This window comes from Nostoc flagelliforme FACHB-838, from assembly GCF_014698065.1.
GTDB lineage: Bacteria > Cyanobacteriota > Cyanobacteriia > Cyanobacteriales > Nostocaceae > Nostoc > Nostoc flagelliforme_B.
In genome coordinates this window covers 26,946-48,881 of sequence record NZ_JACJSI010000051.1, presented here as the reverse complement: position 1 = coordinate 48,881, position 21,936 = coordinate 26,946, and the positions used below count along the sequence as shown (strand labels likewise).

The window sequence follows — 21,936 nt, the reverse complement described above, 5'->3', positions numbered from 1 at the left end:
GGTCATGGTTGAAGAGTCGAATTCGTCAACAACTTATTCAATTTGACTGTATCAGGGATGCTATGGAATATGTACTTCGCCTAGCGTCCTAACCGCCTTGTCTGTTGCTATAACTCACTTTATTACAAAAAAACCGTCCAAAATAATATCTGAACGGAGTTTTTTCCTATTAATATTTTATGCCAACCTAATCTGCTATAGGTTGTACTGATGCTGAAAAACTACAAGTCAGGAGGTAAAATCACCTGATCAATTGCGTGGATTACACCATTGCTGCCTGTGATATCTGCCTGTGTCACTTTAGCATCATTGATAGTTACACCAGTAGCAGGATCAACTTTAACGTTAATTGCGCCGCCTTCAAGACTTTTAACTTCGCCAGATTTCAAATCAGTGGATAATACCTTACCAGATACGACGTGGTAAGTTAAAATCTTGAGCAATACTTCTTTGTTGTCTGGTTTTAACAATTCTTGCAAAGCATCAGCTGGCAACTTTGCAAAAGCTGCATCAGTGGGTGCAAAAATAGTTAAGTTATCTTTGCCTTGCAAAGCTCCGGTCAAGCCTGCTGCTTTCAAAGCTTTGGTTAAGGTGGTAAAGGAAGGGTTTGACTCTGCCAACGCTAACAAGTTTTTGCCTTGATTGTCTCTTGCCCCTGGTTGTGGGGGAGTCGTAATAGGTGGTGTGGTAGGTTGAGTTTCTGGGGTAGTACTTGGGCTAGCGGGTACAGGCTCACTAGGTGTAGCACTACCACCACGGTTATAGGGAGGCTCATTGAAAATACTTGGTCTGGGATTTACCTTTCCACCACTGTTTTGTGCCACTGGTTGGCGTTTGGTATTGCCCTTTTCTGTTTCGGAAGGGGCCTCGGCAGGTATATATTGAGCATTTGCTTGAACACGTTGACCCTTGTTATAAGGAGCTTCGTTGAAAACACTGGGGCTAGGATTTAGTGCAGATTTTGCATCAGATGGTAAAGTAATGAGCAGGCTGAAACTAGTAAACCCTGCTATGCCTGCCAATGTGGTCAGCAATTTGCTGTAATTTGTCTTCATAAATTTTGTTTGTCTTTAATTTTCCACACACTACATAAAGATTTATAACATTTTGTAATGCACAAAATCTAACGAAATAAGGAAGTAAGATTTTTCACTAGAAGAATTTGTGCTAATAAGGCTAAGATATCCAACCTCAGATCCCGGTGATAAGTATGAGATATATTTAGCATATATCTTATTTAAATTGAGCAAATTTCCTCTATCACACCAAAAATAATTAAAAAGCCTCACTTTGTATAGCGTCAACTCTAATAAAAGTGGGAAAATATTACATCTACAAGTTGTGATTTTCAATCAGCCTGGAGAAATATTATACTTAAAACCCAATTTGTATACAAGTTTGTACGTAAAATAATAATTGATTTAAAAATCTTGAATCCCGTAGAGGAAAAGGCTAAATCTCTAAATTAACCATTGATTACTCAATCAAAGCATAGACATAAATTTAGTTAACTAAATATATCAACATAGGTTAAGGGTGACAGAACTTAAAGCAAGAGCTGAAGAGTCACGACAGAGCGGTTCGGTTTATTTAATATACGCCAAATTAAATTATTTAGTTATTTGATATTTTAATCAATCAGAAAATAATATTTTTTAAAATCGATAATTTTGCCTAAAATCAGGCATCTGTTAAACTCTAATCTTAATTAAATAGACAATTAAGCAACTAATGACAATAAAAATTACTTAAACTAAAGATACAATTGTAAAGTTAAGACGTTGACTAGTTACAAGGTATACAGATAAATGCTGGAATTATACCAATGGGAACTCTCTCAATACTCAGAGAAAGTGCGCCTAATTCTAGATTTTAAAGGACTAGATTACCGCAAAATAGAAGTCACGCCTGGGATTGGACAAGTAGAACTGTTCCGGCTGACTGGTCAAAGACAAGTCCCGGTATTAAAGGATCGGAATAAATATATTGTGGATTCTACGGAGATAGCTAAGTATTTAGACTTAGAATATCCCGATCGCCCAATAATACCGCAAGATCCCAAACAACGGGGTTTAACTTTATTAATAGAAGAATGGGCGGATGAGTCTATAGGCATTAAAGGTCGCAAAGCACTATTTGCTGCCATAAGTCAAGATCAAAATTTTCGTAAGTCTTTATTACCCACCTCAACACCTGATATATTTAAAAGTCTGGTTGGAGGAGTACCCAGTGATTTCCTGGCACTGTTCGGTTTTGGCGTTGGTTACAGCCCAGATGTGATACAGTCTGCGATCGCATCCCTAAAACAAGACTTGGAAGCCTTAACGTTATTATTGGCAGATAGTCCTTATTTAACAGGAGATGAGCCGACTTTAGCTGACTTGTCTGTGGCTGGCTTATCGATATTGCTCAAGTTCCCCCCTGGCCCCTATTTAGATTTACCAGCTTCTATTAGAGGTAAAGGATTGCCAATCTTTGCCGAGAATATAAATTATGAACCATTCTTTACCTGGCGCGATCGCCTTTACGCCCAATTCCGCAAACCATTAATTACTAGTACTTCATCAACGGGAAGTGCCCCAACCTCGATTCAGATTGATTAGATAATTGGGCATGGGAAATTGGGCATAGGGCATAGGGGATGGAGAAGAAAAACAAATGACCAATGACCAATGACCAATGACAAATGACAAATGACAAATGACTAATCAAATGAATTCGGCACAGCCATTAGGTTCGGTCATTCAAGGTTCTTTAACTGAAGGTTTAGAAGTACGATTGCATCCTGACATTTCTGTGGAAGATATGCGGGTGGGCAAGTTTCTTGTTGTCCAAGGGATGCGATCGCGTTTTTTTTGTATGCTGACAGATGTAGCATTGGGAGCTGCTAATGCCCGAATTATTGCTAATCCCCCCAATTGGGAAGACACTTTTTTACGAGATGTTTTAGCCGGAAGTGGTACTTATGGTACTATCAACCTCGCGCCGATGTTGATGTTCACTCCCGAAACTGAAGAATCTTTCTCCCCAACAAATGGCAAATCGGTAAACCCCTTTCTCCCATCGGTGACAGGTTTGGCTTCATTTGTGCCGCAAACCAGCACGACGATGGAATTGTTGCCTGTTAAAACTATTCCTAGCCACTTTAGCCAAGTTTACGATGCAAGTGTTGACGATTTTCGCCGGGTATTTGGTTGGGAAGATGACCCCCAAAGGCGCAATTTTTCCATCGGCAAACCTTTGGATATGGATGTGCCCGTTTGCATCGATTTAAACCGCTTTGTGGAACGGAGTAATGGAGTCTTTGGTAAATCTGGTACTGGAAAATCCTTTCTAACAAGGTTACTTTTAGCTGGCGTTATCCGTAAAAATGCGGCAGTCAACTTGATTTTTGATATGCACTCTGAATATGGCTGGGAAGCCGTTGCAGAAGGGAAGAACGTAAATACAGTTAAGGGATTAAAACAACTTTTTCCCAGTAAAGTCGAAGTTTACACCCTCGACCCGGAATCGACAAAGCGTCGTGGTGTGCGTGATGCTCAAGAACTTTATTTGAGCTATGAGCAAATAGAAGTTGAAGATATTAAGTTATGTAGCCGAGATTTAGGACTCTCTGATGCAGCCTTGGATAACGCTAATATCCTCTTTAGCGAGTTTGGCAAGTCTTGGATTGTCCAGTTGTTGAATATGACTAACGAAGAAATCGAGATGTTCTGCGACGAGAAGCGCGGACACAAAGGCTCGATTATGGCGTTGCAGCGCAAACTATTGCGGATGGATAGTTTGAAGTATATGCGAGCAGTTTGCCCCCAGAATTACATTAGTAAAATTGTGCAATGCCTGGAATCTGGGAAGAATGTTGTGATAGAATTTGGTTCCCAGTCTAATATGCTCTCTTATATGTTGGTGACGAATATGATCACCCGACGCATTCACGAGCATTATGTCAAAAAAGCAGATAAATTCTTGCAAAGCAAAAATCCTAACGATCGCCCCACGCCATTGATGATTACCATTGAAGAGGCGCATCGTTTCCTTGACCCGGCTATCGTCCAAAGTACTATCTTTGGGACTATCGCCCGCGAACTGCGGAAGTATTTTGTCACACTTTTGGTAGTTGATCAACGCCCGTCAGGGATAGATAATGAAGTTATGTCCCAGATTGGGACTCGCATTACCGCTTTGCTCAATGATGAAAAAGACATCGACGCAATTTTTACGGGTGTATCTGGTGGTGGTGGACTGCGATCGGTGTTGGCAAAGCTAGACTCGAAGCAACAAGCTTTAATATTGGGTCACGCTGTTCCGATGCCAGTAGTAGTACGTACCCGACCTTATGACGCAACTTTTTACGAAGAAATTGGTGAGCCAGCCTGGGAAGAAAAACCTGACGCAGAAGTATTCGCTGCTGCTGAACTAGCTAAAGCTGACCTGGGATTTTAGATTGTCAGTTGTCAGTTGTCCTACCCTCCGGGAAGCCGCTGGTGCGTCTATGTCCTTTGCGAATGACCAATACTTCTCTATGAAGGCGAACAGCCTGTCGGAGACAGAGATTGCGCCAACGGCTTACCTCGGCTCCACTAGGCACGAGTCGCTCAGTACAAGTAACAAATGACCAATGACTAATTCGTAACATCCCTCCATTATCAGAGCAAATTAAGTTCGGTTATCCGGCTAATTTTTGGCAACAGAAGAGGAGTTTTTCGCGTCACTATAGATGTAGTCAGTAATTTCAAGGAAATTTAAATTTTTTTCTCTAACAACCGCTTTTGAACTATAATTAAAAGTTTTATCTTAAGATAGTTTACTATTTACCTGATTTATCGTAATATAAAACTAAGTAGAACTCATACCGACTTCGGATTTGTCATCTGCTGTCAGTAACGGTTTAAAAAATAAATAATTATCAAAAACAACCAGCGTGCTTATAAGAGATTGAAAATTCAGGGAAGTAGGGAACCTATCATTTGGCGGTTACCGTATTAAAAACGGCTATATCAATTGATAATTACTTCTGTTAGCTCCCGATATTTTGTGATAGATGTACTACCTTTTTCAATCCATTCTTAGTAAGAAAATATACATTTTGCTTAGGAAGTAGAGGACATCGCACCAATGCCTACTGTCAATACCCAAACTGAAAACCTCAACACCAAATTCACGGCTGATATGGTGCGAACCTATCTGCGAGAAATTGGTCGTGTACCACTGCTAACCCGTGAACAAGAAATTGTCTTTGGGAAGCAGGTGCAGCAAATGATGACGCTCATTGATGCCAAAGAAGCTTTGACAAAGAAGCTACAACGCGAACCGAGTTCACAAGAGTGGGCTGACCACGTTCACCAATCGGAAACCGAGGTGAAACAAACGGTGGCGCAAGGTAAGCGGGCAAAGCAAAAAATGATCGAAGCGAATTTGCGCTTAGTGGTTGCTATTGCTAAAAAATATCAAAAGCGGAATATGGAGTTTCTGGATTTAATCCAGGAAGGAACACTAGGATTAGAGCGGGGTGTGGAGAAATTTGACCCAATGAGGGGTTATAAATTCTCAACCTATGCTTACTGGTGGATTCGCCAAGCAATTACCCGGGCGATCGCTCAACAAGGTCGTACCATCCGCTTACCAATTCACATTACTGAAAAACTGAACAAAATCAAAAAAGTGCAGCGCGAGTTGGCTCAAACCTTGGGGCGATCGCCGACTCCAGCGGAAATTGCGAAAGAACTGGAAATAGAACCGGCTCAGATCCGCGAGTATCTGAATATGGCTCGTCAACCAGTGTCTTTGGATGTGCGAGTTGGTGAGAACCAGGATACTGAGTTGCAAGAAATGCTCGAAGATGATGGCCCATCACCAGAGTATTACACCAACCAGGAATTCTTACGCCAAGACTTGAACAACCTATTAGCAGAACTAACGCCGCAACAGCGAGAAGTTGTAGCGTTACGCTTTGGTTTAGAAGATGGTAATGAAATGTCATTGGCGAAAGTTGGTGAGAGATTGAATCTCAGCCGTGAACGCGTCCGTCAGTTAGAGCATCAAGCTTTGGCTCATCTGCGTCGCCGTCGTGCCAATGTCAAAGAGTACATTGCTAGCTAAAACGAGAGACGCGAAATTCCGCGTCTCTACACCACCTTGGTGATGCGCCTCCTACATTTAGGGGGCGATTTTTTTTGCTGAAAACTTAGCGGCGAAAGCGGAGGTCAATAAAGATTAGCACAGCAAAGAAAACACCGATGCCTACACTCCACCCAAAAACTTCAGCCCGAAAGCGGAGATGTTGTTGATAATCATTGATTGGGCTGGGCGAGAATGACGGCGGAGGCTATTTGGCTGGTTGCGAGTCCAACACCTGCGATCGCTATAATTGTATTGAGAGTGCGATCGCTTTTAGTTTGCTCTATGTCGATAATACCTTGAGTGTTATTATTGATATTTTGCAATAACGTTAATCCACGACTGAGAATTACATAATCTGCTTCTACTTGTCGCTGATATTTTTTGCCATAAAATCCACTTTCGCTAAACTCTTGGAGAAATTTTAAGTCGCTACTTGGGTATTTTTGCTGGATGTTTGCTAAATGAGATTTATAATTTTCTAAGTTTAATTGGATTGTCTGGCTTAAATTTTAAGGCTTTGTCAAAAGATACGATCGCTTCTTAAAATCGCTCTAAATGGCAAGCATTAATTGTCCATTAGTCCGCGCATTCCGACTACGTTTGTATAGCCACGATTTCTAATCACCAAGTCTACATCCGTTTCAAATCTTGTAAAACTGCGGTGGCTGATTGATAGCGATCGCTAAAATGATAACAAACCATCTTATCTAAAATTGCCGCTAATTCTTCACTCACTTGCACCGATTGCCGCCACATAATATTACCCGTTTCTGGATCTGGGTGAAGTTCTTGCGGTGGTATCCCAGTTATGGCTTGAATAGCAATCATTCCTAAAGCGTAAATGTCACTGCATAAACGGGGATGACCGGCAAATTGTTCTGGAGGTGCATAACCCCGCGTCCCGATAGCTACTGTGGCTAATTCTGTTTGCTCACTACTTGGCGGTTGCATCAATTTCACAGCCCCAAAGTCAATCAACACCAGCCGATTATCTTGAGCGCATCTAATAATATTAGTCGGTTTGATATCACGATGAATCACTCGATGCTGGTGAACAAATTCGAGAACTTCTAAAACTTGTTTGAGCATTTCAATTACAAATGATTCATTCTGTACATTCTGTACAGGTGGTAATTCTTCACTGAGGGTATGTCCCTCAATATATTGTTGAATTAAATAAAATTCTTGGTCATGTTCAAAATAAGCAAGCAGTTCAGGAATCTGATGATGTTTACCCAAAGATTCTAAAATTTCAGCTTCACTATTAAACAACCTGCGAGCAACTTGCAAAAATCGCGTATCTTGACGAGCTGGCATTAACTTTTTAACAACACAAGTAGGATTACCCGGTCGTTGAGTATCCTCTGCTAAATAAGTACGACCAAATCCACCAGCACCGAGAACTTGAGAGATTTTGTAGCGTCCACCCAAAAGCAAATCACCTGATTTTGTTTCTCGTGAATCAATTGGGGGAAGAAAATCAACAGACGAGTCAGGAATTGCTGTTTTATCTTCTAAGAGTACATTTAATTGGGCGATCGCTTCTTGTTGTTTTTCAACTTGCAAAATAATCACCTGAGTTTGTCGCTGATTTTGGTAGCTAGTATAAGCAATTACAGAGATACTACTAAACACCAAAGCTAGCGCAGAAGGGATTAACGGCACCCATCCGGCTTGCAAAAATAAAGCAACGCAGATTACTACTAAGCAAAGTAGAGTTATCGTTACCACCACTAACAACAGCAGCGGATTTTGCCAGCGCCATGCCAAAACAGTACCTAAAAGCGACCAGCCCCATATCCAAATAAGTTCCGCCCAATCTGGCCAATACCAAATTAGCGATCGCCCATCCAACACTGTACTGATCAGTTGGCTTGCTATCTGTGCATGAATAAATAAAGCAGGCATTTTAGCTGGTTGATCTGGCAAAGCGCTGTAAGGCGTATAAAAGCCACCTGGAGGGAGATTAGCTGCTGTAGTGCCAATAATTACCAGACGGTCTTTAAATAAATTAGGGTTGACTTGTCCACTTAGGACTTCTGTAAGAGTTACTTGGTTGGCAAGGCTGTCAGGGTGACGATAATTTAATAATATTTGATAGCCATCTGCATCCAGATGTTGGTAGCCACCAGAATTAGCTTGTAAACGCGGAAACAGGGTTTTACCTAACTGAAAATCTCCTTTATTAGTGAACTGGTATTCAATCCCTTGTTTTCCAAGATAATTAATTGCAACTAGAGCGCCAAATGCAAATGGTGTTGTACATTTTTTGTCTGTAGAGTAAGCGAATAACAGACTGCGGCGAAGAATTTGGTCGTTTTCATTATCAGCAGTCACATCGCTAAATCCAACATTCTCTATAGGAAAATTGGGTGGTGGTGGTATTTCATCTCTACCCAAGCTGCTGAAAAAACAAGTGTTGATAATGTTATCTTGATTTGGGAAATTAGCCGCCAAATTATTGTTTTCTGGTTGAAAAAGATATAAACCAACAATTCGCGGTTGATAAGACTCTATTTTCTTTAACAGTTGATTGATTGTACGATTTGATAGAGTCCATTTCTCTCGTTTGAGATCCTCTTCAGTGATTTTTACGAGCAAAATTCGCCGATCGGGTGCTTGTACAGGACGCGATCGCAACATCTGGTCATAAACTCTTAACTCCCAAGGCTGTAACCATTTGAGTTCTCGAATTCCCCAGATGAAGGCAGTAACTCCTACACTGGTAACAAAAATAATTTGCAGCCAGCTTTTGCTCTTGAAAGTTTCACGGGAATCCTGAACTTTGACAAAAAGGACACGGAGTTTTTTTAAAAGTCCACTAATCACGGTGTTGTGGCGGTAGCCTGAATTGGGTAGATGTTGCAGGCGCAGAAATTAATTTTCGCACTCTAGGTTAAAAGTTAGTTAACCTGAAGCTTCTATTAATGTAGCAATTTACTTGCTGGTCAGAAGTCTTGGCGTACTCCTATTTTTAAAGCTAGCTTGGTGCAGCATCAACTATAAAATAAAACAAGCGATCCATCAGGACTATACCTTTAGGATTTATACTGGTTGTCCAGTTTTGCCCACTGCTTGCTAATCATCTGTTTGAGGTGTTTGAGCATCTTCAACAGGACTGGCAATTGGGAAAGAAATAGGATTAGTAGATAGAGTTAATGAATCTAACTGGGTTTGTTCAAGTGATGCTTCAATGCTCGAATCAGCAAAATAAGAGCCAAATATCCTCTCATAGTTAGAAGCAACAGCTAAAAAAGCGCCACCTAAAATATAGATAGGTAATGGCAGATTAAATTCTTGCAACCAGTCAAACAGTTCCGCCAAGGCAAACAGCACTAAAAAGCAGGCAAGCCAAACTCTCATATTCTCATCTCCTGGATTGAAACAACTCTATTACTAGCTTAAATAGCTTGCATGATAGTTGATGTAGTACATAATCACCAACTTACAACCTCTATAACTTTAGATAGATGTAGTGAGAGTTATAGCATCTGCTATATTCCAATATCTACCAGAAAAATAAAAATATATTTAGCTTATGCCTGCAATCGAACAGCTAAGGATTGCATAGTTCGATAGACTCGGTAGTACCTCAAACTTTCACAGGTAAAACTGGGAACAATATTAGGGGTTTCGTTCCACAGTATAAACCGATGGAAAAACCGATAGACACGTCGCCGGATTTTTAAAACCTCAGGTGTCTCGATTGAGAAAGAAAATTTTCCCCTTGTTAAAGATTTAATTGATTATCTAAAAGCTCAAGAGGTTACAGATTTGCGGCAATATTTGGGCGAACAGGAGCAAGTAGAAGAAAATCTGCGTCATAGTGAAGCACGCTACCGCTCACTGGCAGAAGCAAGCGCATCCATTGTCTGGAGCGCGGGGCCTTGGGGCAACGTTGTTGAGGAGATTCCGACTTGGGAGGCGTTCACTGGGCAAAGTCCCGAACAATACAAAGGATGGGGTTGGATTGACGCACTGCACCCAGATGACCGTACATCTGTAACTGCTATTTGGAGACAGGCTTTTTTTGGACGCAGTGTTGCAGTTGCCGAGTATCGTGTTCTGCGGCATGATGGCGAATACCGTTATATGAAGATACGCGGTGTGCCTATACTCAATGAAACGAGCGAAATCGAGGAATGGGTAGGAATGTGCGTAGATATCAGCGATAGCAAGCAAGCTGAGGCAGAACGTGAGCAATTACTGGCGTTACTGAAAACAGAACAGACTCGCTTGGTTGAAGCTAACGTTCTGCTTGATACCCTTTTCAATAACGCACCTATAGGTATTGGTCTATGGGATGAGAAATTAAGATACGTTCGATTGAATGACGCTTTAGCTGAAATTAACGGTTTTCCCCGAGAAGCGCATATCGGTAAGACTGTCGCCCAAGTGCTACCGGGGGTAGATTCTGCGGTGATGGAAGCTTTCCACCATGTAATCGAGACTGGAGAATCTATTGCCCAAGAGGCCAGTGGAGAGACACCCGCTGCGCCAGGAAAGCAGCGGCATTGGTCGGTGAATTACTATCCGATTCAACTACCAAATGATACCACCTGGGTGGGTGCAATCTGTCAAGAAATCACCGATGTCTACGACGAGCTTCGCTTACGCAAGCAAGCAGAAGTCGAGCGTCAACAGCTATTTGAGCGGGAGCAAGCGGCTCGTGTTGAGGCTGAAGCTGCCAAAGAGCAAGTTACCAAGATTTTAGAAAGTATCACTGATGGCTTTATTGCCTTTGACAGTGAGTGGCGGTTCACCTACCTCAATCATCAGGGAAGCAGAACTCTGGGGCGTTCCTGCGAGGATTTGCTCGGAAAAAATTTGTGGTCAGAGTTCCCAGAACTGGCTGATACTAGCTTTGGTCAACTTTATCAAAGGGCAGTTGCTCTAGGAATGCCCCTTGAGATTGAAGATTATTACCCACCTTTTGATGCATGGTTTGCGGTTCGCGCCTATCCTTCACCCACAGGGTTATCACTTTATTTCCGTAACATTAATGTACGCAAGCAGGCAGAGGCAAAACTGCGCGAGAGTGAAGCGTGTTTTCGGCTGATGGCTGAAAATTCAACTGATATTATTTCACGCCATACAGTAGATGGAACTCTTCTGTACATTTCACCAGCTTGCTACCCAGTATTGGGGTATCAACCAGAGGAATTAGTAGGTAATCACAGCCAGAAGTTAGTTCACCCTGATGATTTAGCAGAGATTGCCAGGAATTATCCAGTCAATGCCGATTTACCAGATATTTATACTGTTACTCATCGCGCTCGTCACAAAGACGGACATTATATTTGGTTGGAAGCAACTATTCGAGCTATCCGCGATCGCCAAACTAAAGAAATTTTGGAGATGCAAGCGTCTTCGCGGGATATTACAGAGCGCAAACAGGTGGAGGTGGAGCAGCGTTTTCTAGCTGACGCTAGTGAAATTTTGGCTGCATCATTAGACTACGAGACAACTTTAGCCAGTTTAGCGCGTTTGGTAGTGCCTGAAATAGCTGATTGGTGCTTAGTTGATATTATTTGTGACAATCAATTAGTCCGCCGGGTTGCAGCAACCCATGCCGATCCAAAAAAACAAGAATTGGTAGAACAGTTACAAAATTATCCGCCTGATTTGACACTAAAAAAAGGTATTGCTGAGGTAATACGGACAGGCAAATCACAAATTACTCAGTTTATTTCTGATGAACAGATACAAGCGATAAGCCGCAATACCAGTCATCTAAAAATCTTGCAAGAACTAAATCCTACATCTGGTATTAGTGTACCGCTCATAGTTCGGGGACGGGTGCTGGGAGCTATGACTTTGGTATCTTCTTCAGGCCGTCGCTACGATACCAAAAGCCTAATGTTATCAGAAGAGTTAGCTCGCCGGGCTGCCGTAGCCGTTGATAATGCCCGACTATATACAGAAACACAGCAATCTCAACAGGCGGCTTTACGGGCAGCATCTCGCACTGCGCGTCTGCAAGGCATTACCGCTGCACTTTCTGAATCTCTGACTCCGGCACAGGTTGCTGAAGTAATGGTAGAGCAAGGTATGGCAGCTTTGGGAGCTAGTTCTGCTTTAGTAGCACTAGTGACTAATAGCGGCACTGAACTAGAAATTGTCCGTGCAGTTGGTTATGAACAAGAAGCAGTAGATTCATGGCGTCGATTCTCTATTAATGCATCCGTACCACTGGCAGAAGCAGTGAGAACCAAACAGCCTATCTGGCAAGAGTCAACAACAGCGAGAATTGCTCGTTACTCACATCTTGCTAAGGAATACGCCCAGGTTGACTACGGTGCTTGGATTTCAATTCCATTGATCATCGAGGGACGAGCCATAGGTGGAATGTCTCTAGCTTTTGCCGAACTTCAGGAGTTTAGTCAGGATGATCGACCCTTCATTCTGGCACTAGCACAGCAGTGCGCTCAAGCGATGGAACGGGCCCGCCTATACGAGGCAGAGCAAACGGCACGGGAAGCAGCAGAAAACGCTAACCGGATTAAAGACGAGTTTCTAGCAGTCCTTTCTCATGAATTGCGATCGCCACTCAACCCAATTTTAGGATGGTCTAAGCTACTCCAAACTAAAAAACTTGATGAAAAGACAGTTCCTCAAGCGCTGAAGACTATTGAGCGAAATGCTAGGTTACAGGCTCAACTGATTGAAGACTTGCTGGATATCTCCCGGATTTTACAAGGTAAACTTAGCCTGAATATCTACCCGGTTGATTTGACATCTGTAATTTCGGCAGCAATGGAGACAGTGCGGTTGTCAGCAGAAGCGAAATCAATTGAGATGCATATCAGCCTGGAACCAAATTTGGGACAAGTTTTGGGCGATTCTGGTCGATTGCAGCAAGTCGTCTGGAACTTGCTCTCAAACGCAGTTAAGTTTACACCTGCGGGGGGACGGGTTGATATCCGACTATCATCATGTGTTAATTCCAATTCCAACTCAGCACTAATTCAAGTCAGCGACACTGGCAAAGGCATCGATCCCAATTTTCTGCCTTACGTGTTTGAATATTTTCGCCAAGAGAACAGCAGCACCACCAGAAAATTTGGTGGATTGGGATTAGGGTTAGCGATCGTTCGTCACTTAGTCGAACTGCATGGTGGGACAGTCCAGGTAGAAAGCGAGGGCGAAGATCAGGGCGCAACTTTTACTGTGAGACTCCCACTGATTCAAAATCAATTAGAGATTAAACAGGACATTAGCAACTCAGAGACATCCTCAAATTTAAATGGTATCAATATTTTAGTAGTGGATGATGATGTAGATACGCGAGAATTTATTGCCTTCTTACTAGAGCAATATGGGGCAAGTGTAACAGCAGTGGCATCAGCAAATGAGGCACTAGCCGCTTTAAGCCAATCTCTGCCAGATATACTTTTGAGCGACATTGGGATGCCAGAAGTGGATGGCTGTATGTTCATGCGACAGGTGAGAACGCTGCCAGCAGAGCAAGGAGGGCAAATTCAAGCGATCGCACTCACCGCCTATGCTGGAGAAATGAACGCCAAGCAAGTACTTGCAGCCGGATTTAACAAGCATCTTGCCAAACCAGTAGAGCCAGCCGAATTAATAGATGCGATCGCTAACTTATATAGCTGAATAAACCTGTCTGTAGCTGTTGTTGTATTGGTAATTGCTAATGGAACGCCGATTGATCCAGCCCATGATGTTGATAATCTTGAAGGAAGTTTATTTTTACTGATAGAACCTGTTCCTACTGCGATCGTTAGCATGACTCTTTTCTTTGCCGTACTATACGCCGTGTGCAACTTTCTCTCAGACCTAACCCCCAACCCCTTCCCTTGTAAGGAAGGGGAGCAGGAATCAAAGCCTCTCTCCCTGTGGGGAAGAGGAATGGAAGCGGGGTTCTAAGGATAAGTTGCACATCGTGTTACTATTTCATCTGCTTCAGAATTTGGAATGTTTGATCGGCTTTTGCTGTTGAAGCGCGTTTATGTCCCCAACCAATATTTTCACGGTAACTACCCAGTAGCCCAACTTCTGCCAATTCTGCCTCGTTGACTGAAGTCTGCATATCGCTTTCTGGTGCAACATAAAGAGCATCAACTGGACAATACAATTCGCACATATAACAAGTTTGGCAGTCACTCTGTCGAGCAATGGTTGGCGGCGCATCAGGTACACGCTCAAACACGTTGGTTGGACAAATGTTCACGCAGATATTACATTTTATGCACCGCGACTCGCTGACCAATTCAATGACACTGCTGCTCCTATTTTAGATAAAGACTTGTCTGTACTCTCTAAAGACCGAACCTTTACCCAGACTTGATCTAATCCACCGCTAATCAGGTGATGTTGTTGGTTAGCATCAAGTTCTGGATAATTTAAATGTTTGTGCATACCACGTACCACGAGTTTATTTACGTTCAATAGCGTTGCTGTACATCCACCGGGCTGTGGCTACCATTGCCGCAGCTTCTCGCGCCCGGATCAGCTCTTTATCTAACCTTACCTGGCTACTGCGGATTTCTTGCCAAAGATGATTTAGCTTACCCAAAGACTCGGTTAAGCCTTGTTCTGTACGGAAATAGTTCTTTTCGTAAAGGAATACTTCAGCTTGGACTGCCTGAATTACTTCATCAGTTGCCAAGGTTTGAGAGCGATCGCTCCCACACTACCTCTCCAACACCCTTAATATCATGTTCGACTTAATACTTCTGTCATTGCGAGCGTAGCGCGGTAATCCCAAACCTTTGCGATTGCTTCATTCCACTTCGTTGCATTCGCAATGACATATTATAAGTGATTTGTCGAACATAATATAACTCGTCGTTGAGTTTTGTGTTTTCCCAAATTGCGACTATATTCAGCAGCCGATTTCCCCGACCAATAGCCAGAAGATATTGCCCAATTGTGACTACCACCGCCAGTGAATCCGCCACAAATCAGTTCGCGTGTAGCAGCATCTCCAGCCGCGTAGAGTTCCCGCACAGAACTGGCACAACTCTCATCTACAATCCGAATTCCTCCCGTACACAGTTCCTTCTAGGCACAGAGTCACAGAGAAACGTTGAGTAAATGGATCAATACCTGCACGGTCAAAGGGTAAAAAGAAGTTGGGCTGTGCTAAACGCATAGATGCCCGCATCGATTTAGCCACTTTGTCTATGATGGCGTAAACTGGCTGTTGCAACAATGTCTGGGCAATTACTGAACGTCTATGAGAACTTGCACCCGGAATTATACTACCATCTTCGTAGGTAAAGGTTGCCCAATTATAGAACAGGGTTTTGGTAACTGAAGAAAAGGCGGGAGAGATGCCATAAGCATTAGAAAATTCCATACTTGACATCTCGGCACCACCTTCAGCAGCCATTAAATAACCATCCCCTGTCAGGACGTTGCATCCTAACCCTTTACTGAGAAACACACAGCCGCCTGTTGCGATAATTGTGGATTGCGATCACACTACCCATTTACTACCAGTTTGACGGTTCACACCTGTTGCACCAGCAACAGCACCATCGTCATCTACCTAGGATTACTCAGAAGGCTTCATCTAAATTATCTCCAGCATCTGTGAATGCAGAACCCTTGGATAGTAGAGTGCAAGTGCCAGTTTTAGCCGTTCCTCGCGATCGCAGCCTAGAACAAGTTACATCTGTATCACAACTTTCTGAAAATAGTGCAGTTGCTGGACACATCGAGGCTTTCTACACTTATCGGGTGAATGACAACATCACTGTTACTCCAGATTTTTATGTGATTACCAAACCAGAACATAACGATAACAACGACCCGATTTGGGTAGGTGCGCTCCGCACTACTTTTGCTTTCTAGCCCACAGACTTTTTTTTAAGCTATGAATTATTTGGTCAATACTTGTCCAGATTTTTGGTAGCATCCTCAAAATTATCTAGTTGATCAGAATTGTTCGTTGACTTGGTAGATTTGTCATAGAAACCACCTACTTCTGCCAAAGTATAGAGGGGTCTGGCTTTAACTTCTTCATAGATGCGCCCTATATATTCGCCTAAGATGCCAACACTGACTAACTGCACAGATCCGAGAAAGAAGATTGCCATCAAAATAATCGTAAACCCAGTTAAAGGCGAATGGGGAACAAAAAGCCGCCAATACAAGACTAATAAAACCATCAAGATAGCCGCCGCCGCTGCTACTAACCCTAAGTAGGTTGATAACCGCAGTGGCACTATTGAAAAAGACACTAGACCATTGATGGCAAGCGCCAAGGATTTGCTGAAAGTGTATTTAACTTCCCCAGCAAAGCGGGGGTCGCGCTCAAACCGAATTGCTGTTTGCTGAAAGCCAACCCAAGAACGCAGACCACGAATGTAACGGGTGCGTTCTGGCATAGAATTGAGAATATCTACGATCTGCCGATCCATTAAACAAAAATCACCAGTATCAGTAGGAATTTCTACATCTGCAAGCTTCTTAAGGATGCGATAAAAAGAGTAGGCAGTAAAACGCTTAAACCATCCTTCCTTAAGGCGTTGAGTGCGTTGAGCGTAAACAACTTGATAGCCCTGTCGCCATTTTTCAACCATGTCGGGGATTAGTTCTGGTGGATCTTGTAAGTCAGCATCAAGGATGACGATAACTTGACCCCGAACAAAATTAAGACCAGCAGTAACTGCAATTTGATGACCAAAGTTACGAGCAAAGCTAAGATAGCAAATGCGCGGGTCTTTTTGATGGAGTTCTCGTACTAATTGTAAGGAGCGATCGCGGCTACCATCATTGATTAAAATTAATTCGACAAGACCATCCATCCGATTCATTACTGCACTTAGTCTGCGGTAAAGTTCAGGAATAATTTCTTCTTCGTTATAAATTGGAACAATAAATGAATATTTTGGTAGCATCTAAAAATCTTGTTTAATTTTTGAACAGCCAAACTGACAGACTGCTTGTAATCATCAAGGTTTTGTTCTCAGTATACTTAGCAATAGTCAAGTCAGATTGCTATAGTTTATTTATTCTTCGGGTTAATGTCATCTAAAGAATTTGATTCTTTAAAACTTTCTACAGCTTTTTTAGGAAAACTCCGGCGATGGCGATACCAAGTAGACCCTGCTACCAGCATTCCAGTTAAGCCTAAAGCAAGTACTAGCGGCAAAAAATCGCCTGTATTGACTGCCTTTAGACCAGAACTCCCTAGTAATACAAAGGGTAAAACACTAGGAACAGTACCAAGTGTTGTACCTAGAACATAATCTTTAAAGCTGATCGAAGTTAGTCCAGCGACAAAGTTGACCAAGCCATAAGGCATAATCGGCACTAGTCGGATGGCAAACATATAAAAAAGCCCTCCACGGCGTACCTCAGCATCCATAGCTTGCCAGCGTCCTGCTAGTCGTTTAGCAACTGTTTGCCGTCCAATAGTACGAGTAAAAGCAAAGGCCATTATTGCCGCAATAATAGCTCCAACACTAGTCCAAACCGTACCCAGCCAAGGGCCAAAAATTGCACCTCCTGTCAAATTCAGTACTGTTGAGGGCAAAACTAACATAGTTGCCACAATGTACAAAGCAATATAAATAATAGGTGCCCAGATACCAGAATATTTCAGCAATGCTTTAATTTGTGCTGGGTCAATGCCGCCAAGAAAATATACTGCTATACCAGTTGCAATTATGCAACTCAGTGTGAGTAGCACAACACCAGCTTTCAAGTTCCACACTAGAACTATACTCCTACTTTTTTTGTAACCCAAATAGTTTAGTCATCAGCAATCATAACCTTATATTGAAGCACAGACCAAGAAACTACGGGCGCATTGTTACCCACAGGAAGTTCTTGTAAGGATGCTTAGATAATTGCTGTCGCTTTCACAATTGTCACCAAGCTCTAAGCTAATGATAATAGCTAACAGGAAAACCAGGTTTTGAGAAACTGTCAAAATGGCCTGCAGCTTCTAGCCGTTAATGCAATAAAAATAATTATTCTAGAAGGCCCTCTTAATTGCTCACGGACGATAAGAAAGAGATTTTTGATTGATAGATTCAGGTGTAAAACCGTAACAATCCCTAACTAAATAAAGTGGGCGTCCTTTTACTTCATCATAGACACGTCCAAGATATTCACCTATTATCCCAAGGCTAAGTAGTTGAACTCCCCCTAAAAAGAGCATTGCTACCATTAAAGAAGCATATCCAGGAATATCAGCTCCGAAGAGTAAAGTCCGAATTACTAAAAAACTAGCGTATAAAAATGAAATTAAAGATATAACAAGGCCAAGGTAACTCCAAACCTTTAAGGGAACTAAGCTAAACCCAGCAATCCCATCAATAGCAAAGTTCCAAAGTCTCCAATAATTCCATTTAGTAGTTCCCTGATAACGTTCAGGGCGATCATATATTATTGAAGTTTGCTGAAAACCAACCCAAGCAAACAAACCTTTCATAAAACGATTCCGTTCTGGCATTTCTTTGAGAGCATCCACTACGCGCCGATCTAGCAAACGAAAATCCCCAGTGTTCGGAGGGATCGGCACATTACTCAATTTACCAATCGTTTGGTAGAAAGCAGCAGCAGTAAAGCGCTTAATCCAGCTTTCTCCTTGACGTGAGCGACGAGTCGCACAAACCACATCATAACCTTCACGCCATTTGACAATTAGCTCCTCAATTAATTCCGGTGGATCTTGAAGATCCGCATCAATTGGGACTACTGCTGCACCTGCTGTATAGTCAATACCAGCCGTTAAAGCAATTTCTTTGCCAAAGTTACGGGACAAGTTAACCACCTTAATTGCAGAGTTACGGTAATGATGTTCAACCAAACATTTAAGAGTATTATCTTTGCTACCATCATTTACACAAACAATCTCATATTTGATCTTTAAACTAACTAATACTGACACTAATCGTTCCAATAAGTAGTCTATATTAGGTTCCTCATTGTACATAGGAACTACCACAGAAATTTCTACATTGTCATTGTTTAAAAGCATCTAGAAAACCTCATACTTCGCTTGACGTTAAAAAAAGCAGATATAAAATCAACTTTTATGTTATGGGAAGAATCCAGTTTAGTTATCTTGAGAATCCCTATTAGCTTCTGATGATTTAACAGTCTCAATGTCCTTTGAAGGAAATGTGCGACGACGACGATACCATGTTGCTACTGCCACTAGCATTCCAGTTAGTGTTAAAGCTCCAATTACTGGTAAGAAATCTCCTGTACTAAAAGCCTTTAGACCATAACTGCCTAGCAATACAAAAGGTAGGACTCCAGGAACCGTACCCAGGCTTGTACCCAAAACATAATCTTTAAAACTGACCGAAGTTAACCCCGCAGTGAAGTTCACTAAACCATAGGGCATAACTGCTACCAAACGAATAGCAAACATATAGAATAATCCTGCCCGACGCACCTCAGCATCCATCGCTTGCCATTTTCCGGCTAGTCTTTTGGCTACTGCTTTACGCCCAATAGTCCGAGTAAAAGTAAAAGAAACAATTGCAGCAATAATTGCCGCTAAACTAGTCCAAAGAGTCCCTAATACTGGGCCAAAAATTGCACCACCAGTCAAGTTAAGTGCTGTTGAGGGCAGAATAAGTACAGTTGCTACAACATACAGAAGAATATAAATAATCGGTGCCCATATCCCAGCAGACTTAAGCCAAGCTTGAATTTGTGCTGGATCAATGCCGCCAAGAATATATACTGTTATGGCAGTCGCAATAATGCAAATTAGTGTGATTAGTAAAATACCAGATTTAAAGTTCCACACTATAACTCATACTCCTATTTTTTTCTAACGCAACTTAACTTTTTTCGATTTGCTCTTTCATTGTTCATTATTTTTAAAAATTCTGATTTTGGAAATCAGAGTAAATTAATGACTTAAAAAATAAGTGAAGTTATTTGCTACCTTAGCCAGTTAAATAACACAGCTTTTAAGCTAATTGTCAAAACCTTTTTTATTTATTTTCTCAGGTGGCAATATATATAATTAATTAAAATTTTAAAACCTCAAGCTTCTTAGACAAGGTAGATGCTTCCACATCAATCTTATTAGTATATTTATCTATCATATTTAATACAATATAACCTTGATTATATTCATCTGATTCTCCTAAAAATCTCTTGATTTCGTTTATTTTTGATTTCCAACCTTGGAAATAACATATAAACTTATTTTTTTGATTTTCTACAACTATTACAGATATATATATAGGTTTAGGTTTTAAAGCAGATTTCTCTTGAGCTTTAATATCATCGTCTGTAAGAATATTTGTTCTTTTATACTCAACTTTTGTATCTTTTGACATAAGTTGCATTTGAACTACTGCCGGAATCGTATCGCCAACTACAAAAATTTGCTGGCCTTTCGGCTCTAACTGTTGTAGTTCTTTACCTAATTGTCTTGTGGTGTGAGAGTATTTCTCTGACATTGGTACAGGATAAGAAAATTTATAGCTTATGGAAAGAGAAACTATTAAAATTACTGCGAGTGTTACTCCTATGTTCCTATTATTTTTTACAAAAGATTTTACTATTGGAAAAATATCAGCTAAGAAAATTGCAATACTAATTGCTACAACAGGACATAAATAGATAAAATGACGCGCTGGAGCAGGATTTGGTAGCCAAAATATATAATTTAATAAGACTGTTGGTAATATGAAAAATAGAGATAAATAATTACGTTTATATACTAAATAAATGCAGGATATTAAAAATATCAAACAAAGTAAAGGATTCAAGCCCCAAATAAAAAGTAAGTTTCCATAAACAAATTTATCAACGTATCTAGCAGGATTATTCCATAATAAAAGTTGCTCAAATATTCCATCACTTTTGTGACCAATAATTTTTGGAAGTTGAGATTGCATAACTTTAAAAATAATTATTGGAAAAAAGCTATATAAAATTGAAGAAGAAACAATCTTTTTAAAAGAATAATTTTCGAGAAGAAGACAGGCAGGAATCAAAGGAAACATTAGTATTGCATCGAGCCTGAACATTAAACATAAAGCCAAAGCAGCAATAATTAGTACATCCAATAAAATTAATCTATTCCATCCTAATCTCAATGAGCTTATGAAAGAACGATAACTAATCAAAGCTAATCCTATGAACATGAATAATATAGCTTCAGTCATAGGATGTGCATATTGGCTAGTTGCTCTCCAAGCGGGGAGCAACATTAGTAATATGTTTGCTAAGATGGCTATAGATGTTCCCCAATATCTCTTAACTAAAAAGAATAAAGGTATAACCATACAAATAGCACTTAAGGCATTTATATAGTTCATAAAAGGAATTATCAAAGCCAAATTTGTTTTAAAAATTGGTGTAAAAAAATTTAACAATCCAAAGTATGCAAAAGAGATATCACGACCATAAAGCATACTACTTCCTAATGGTTTATTAGATATGATCGAGTCAATAATACCCATTGCCATACGAAAGCTATCTCTCTCTCCGAAAGTATCTTTGTATACGATTGATAAGTAAAAAGTACTAGCTAATCCTAACAATACAAGTATAATTAATACAATTTTATTGTTTTGTTGTTTCATAACTGTTCACTAGAAAGCCTCAGTGTAACTCTACCATAGAGAGTTAAATTTCAAAATCTTTTTAAGTAAAATTGAGTAATGTCAAATTACCAGTCCTTTCAAGATGTCTGAATCTACATCTTTAGTTTCTGAAAGGATATTTTAGAGGTTTTAGTATAATTTATTACTTTAAAGCCAAGACTGCCTCCGTGGACTCAGAGAAAATCAAGGCTTTTAATCTGTATAGCTGCAACTTTTAGTCGCCAGGAATATTATGGATTAAGACTTTATAAACATC

Annotated in this window: 19 protein-coding genes and 1 pseudogene; 6 read left to right on the top strand and 14 right to left on the bottom strand. The window is 41.0% G+C overall.

The features are described 5' to 3' along the window. Positions 1–221 precede the first annotated feature (221 nt). Positions 222–1,055, bottom strand: coding sequence for a fasciclin domain-containing protein (locus tag H6G97_RS22290; RefSeq protein WP_190942851.1), 834 nt, complete (start codon positions 1,053–1,055; stop codon positions 222–224). A 753-nt stretch (positions 1,056–1,808) separates the two neighbouring features. On the opposite strand from H6G97_RS22290, the gene H6G97_RS22285 reads away from it, so the two are divergent. Together H6G97_RS22285 and H6G97_RS22280 are read left to right on the top strand one after the other, a co-directional pair. Next, positions 1,809–2,603, top strand: coding sequence for a glutathione S-transferase family protein (locus H6G97_RS22285; RefSeq protein ID WP_190942850.1), 795 nt, complete (start codon positions 1,809–1,811; stop codon positions 2,601–2,603). A 109-nt stretch (positions 2,604–2,712) separates the two neighbouring features. Beyond that, positions 2,713–4,443, top strand: a complete 1,731-nt coding sequence (locus H6G97_RS22280) for a helicase HerA domain-containing protein (protein WP_190942854.1) — start codon at positions 2,713–2,715, stop codon at positions 4,441–4,443. A gap of 4 nt (positions 4,444–4,447) precedes the next feature. On the opposite strand, the gene H6G97_RS51805 is transcribed toward H6G97_RS22280, so the two are convergent. Continuing rightward, the gene (locus H6G97_RS51805) at positions 4,448–4,636 is read right to left on the bottom strand and encodes a hypothetical protein (RefSeq protein WP_206759124.1); all 189 of its coding nucleotides are present in this window, start codon (positions 4,634–4,636) and stop codon (positions 4,448–4,450) included. 479 nt (positions 4,637–5,115) lie between these two features. On the opposite strand from H6G97_RS51805, the gene H6G97_RS22275 reads away from it, so the two are divergent. Continuing rightward, positions 5,116–6,099 (top strand): RNA polymerase sigma factor, RpoD/SigA family, encoded by a 984-nt coding sequence (locus H6G97_RS22275; RefSeq protein ID WP_190942849.1) that lies wholly within the window; start codon positions 5,116–5,118, stop codon positions 6,097–6,099. Between the two features lie 191 nt (positions 6,100–6,290). On the opposite strand, the gene H6G97_RS22270 is transcribed toward H6G97_RS22275, so the two are convergent. The 3 genes from H6G97_RS22270 to H6G97_RS22260 form a co-directional block, all read right to left on the bottom strand. Beyond that, positions 6,291–6,443, bottom strand: coding sequence for a hypothetical protein (locus H6G97_RS22270; protein ID WP_190942848.1), 153 nt, complete (start codon positions 6,441–6,443; stop codon positions 6,291–6,293). A gap of 307 nt (positions 6,444–6,750) precedes the next feature. Then, the gene (locus H6G97_RS22265) at positions 6,751–8,949 is read right to left on the bottom strand and encodes a CHASE2 domain-containing protein (protein WP_190942847.1); all 2,199 of its coding nucleotides are present in this window, start codon (positions 8,947–8,949) and stop codon (positions 6,751–6,753) included. A 249-nt stretch (positions 8,950–9,198) separates the two neighbouring features. Further along, positions 9,199–9,483 (bottom strand): hypothetical protein, encoded by a 285-nt coding sequence (locus H6G97_RS22260; RefSeq protein WP_190942846.1) that lies wholly within the window; start codon positions 9,481–9,483, stop codon positions 9,199–9,201. 411 nt (positions 9,484–9,894) lie between these two features. Between H6G97_RS22260 and H6G97_RS22255 the strand changes: the two genes are divergently transcribed. Together H6G97_RS22255 and H6G97_RS22250 are read left to right on the top strand one after the other, a co-directional pair. Further along, the gene (locus H6G97_RS22255; RefSeq protein ID WP_190942845.1) at positions 9,895–13,737 is read left to right on the top strand and encodes a hybrid sensor histidine kinase/response regulator; all 3,843 of its coding nucleotides are present in this window, start codon (positions 9,895–9,897) and stop codon (positions 13,735–13,737) included. A gap of 27 nt (positions 13,738–13,764) precedes the next feature. Next, the gene (locus H6G97_RS22250; protein WP_190942844.1) at positions 13,765–14,010 is read left to right on the top strand and encodes a hypothetical protein; all 246 of its coding nucleotides are present in this window, start codon (positions 13,765–13,767) and stop codon (positions 14,008–14,010) included. A gap of 22 nt (positions 14,011–14,032) precedes the next feature. On the opposite strand, the gene H6G97_RS22245 is transcribed toward H6G97_RS22250, so the two are convergent. The 4 genes and pseudogenes from H6G97_RS22245 to H6G97_RS22235 form a co-directional block, all read right to left on the bottom strand. After that, a complete protein-coding gene (locus H6G97_RS22245) occupies positions 14,033–14,359 on the bottom strand; it encodes a 4Fe-4S binding protein (RefSeq protein WP_190942853.1) in 327 nt (108 codons plus the stop codon). Continuing rightward, positions 14,329–14,502 carry a hypothetical protein gene (locus tag H6G97_RS56040; RefSeq protein ID WP_422394213.1) on the bottom strand — a complete coding sequence of 58 codons (174 nt, stop codon included), beginning with the start codon at positions 14,500–14,502 and terminating at the stop codon, positions 14,329–14,331. The genes H6G97_RS22245 and H6G97_RS56040 overlap by 31 nt, the downstream gene beginning before the upstream one ends. A 16-nt stretch (positions 14,503–14,518) precedes the next feature. Continuing rightward, positions 14,519–14,752: a hypothetical protein gene (locus H6G97_RS56035; protein WP_422394212.1), complete on the bottom strand. Its 234-nt coding sequence runs from the start codon at positions 14,750–14,752 to the stop codon at positions 14,519–14,521. A gap of 179 nt (positions 14,753–14,931) precedes the next feature. Beyond that, positions 14,932–15,637 (bottom strand): annotated as a pseudogene (locus H6G97_RS22235) (pyridine nucleotide-disulfide oxidoreductase); the annotation flags it as partial. Positions 15,638–15,681: 44 nt separating this feature from the next. Between H6G97_RS22235 and H6G97_RS22230 the strand changes: the two are divergent. Then, the gene (locus H6G97_RS22230; RefSeq protein WP_338421826.1) at positions 15,682–15,942 is read left to right on the top strand and encodes a carbohydrate porin; all 261 of its coding nucleotides are present in this window, start codon (positions 15,682–15,684) and stop codon (positions 15,940–15,942) included. A gap of 35 nt (positions 15,943–15,977) precedes the next feature. On the opposite strand, the gene H6G97_RS22225 is transcribed toward H6G97_RS22230, so the two are convergent. The 5 genes from H6G97_RS22225 to H6G97_RS22205 form a co-directional block, all read right to left on the bottom strand. Continuing rightward, entirely contained in the window at positions 15,978–16,991 is a 1,014-nt protein-coding gene (locus H6G97_RS22225) for a glycosyltransferase family 2 protein (RefSeq protein WP_190942843.1), read from the bottom strand. A 107-nt stretch (positions 16,992–17,098) separates the two neighbouring features. Further along, positions 17,099–17,809: a VTT domain-containing protein gene (locus tag H6G97_RS22220; protein ID WP_190942842.1), complete on the bottom strand. Its 711-nt coding sequence runs from the start codon at positions 17,807–17,809 to the stop codon at positions 17,099–17,101. 285 nt (positions 17,810–18,094) lie between these two features. Then, complete coding sequence (locus tag H6G97_RS22215) at positions 18,095–19,081, bottom strand: glycosyltransferase family 2 protein (protein ID WP_190942841.1); 987 nt, start codon at positions 19,079–19,081, stop codon at positions 18,095–18,097. 78 nt (positions 19,082–19,159) lie between these two features. Then, positions 19,160–19,864: a VTT domain-containing protein gene (locus H6G97_RS22210; protein ID WP_190942840.1), complete on the bottom strand. Its 705-nt coding sequence runs from the start codon at positions 19,862–19,864 to the stop codon at positions 19,160–19,162. 226 nt (positions 19,865–20,090) lie between these two features. After that, positions 20,091–21,659, bottom strand: a complete 1,569-nt coding sequence (locus H6G97_RS22205) for a glycosyltransferase family protein (protein WP_190942839.1) — start codon at positions 21,657–21,659, stop codon at positions 20,091–20,093. Between the last annotated feature and the right edge of the window lie 277 nt (positions 21,660–21,936).

What these genes read in the sequence shown, in the direction of transcription:
- H6G97_RS22290 (WP_190942851.1), bottom strand. Translation starts at nt 1,055, where the DNA reads ATGAAGACAAATTACAGCAAATTGCTGACCACATTGGCAGGCATAGCA.
- H6G97_RS22285 (WP_190942850.1), top strand. Translation starts at nt 1,809, where the DNA reads ATGCTGGAATTATACCAATGGGAACTCTCTCAATACTCAGAGAAAGTG.
- H6G97_RS22280 (WP_190942854.1), top strand. Translation starts at nt 2,713, where the DNA reads ATGAATTCGGCACAGCCATTAGGTTCGGTCATTCAAGGTTCTTTAACT.
- H6G97_RS51805 (WP_206759124.1), bottom strand. Translation starts at nt 4,636, where the DNA reads ATGTTACGAATTAGTCATTGGTCATTTGTTACTTGTACTGAGCGACTC.
- H6G97_RS22275 (WP_190942849.1), top strand. Translation starts at nt 5,116, where the DNA reads ATGCCTACTGTCAATACCCAAACTGAAAACCTCAACACCAAATTCACG.
- H6G97_RS22260 (WP_190942846.1), bottom strand. Translation starts at nt 9,483, where the DNA reads ATGAGAGTTTGGCTTGCCTGCTTTTTAGTGCTGTTTGCCTTGGCGGAA.
- H6G97_RS56040 (WP_422394213.1), bottom strand. Translation starts at nt 14,502, where the DNA reads ATGCACAAACATTTAAATTATCCAGAACTTGATGCTAACCAACAACAT.
- H6G97_RS22225 (WP_190942843.1), bottom strand. Translation starts at nt 16,991, where the DNA reads ATGCTACCAAAATATTCATTTATTGTTCCAATTTATAACGAAGAAGAA.
- H6G97_RS22215 (WP_190942841.1), bottom strand. Translation starts at nt 19,081, where the DNA reads ATGCTTTTAAACAATGACAATGTAGAAATTTCTGTGGTAGTTCCTATG.
- H6G97_RS22205 (WP_190942839.1), bottom strand. Translation starts at nt 21,659, where the DNA reads ATGAAACAACAAAACAATAAAATTGTATTAATTATACTTGTATTGTTA.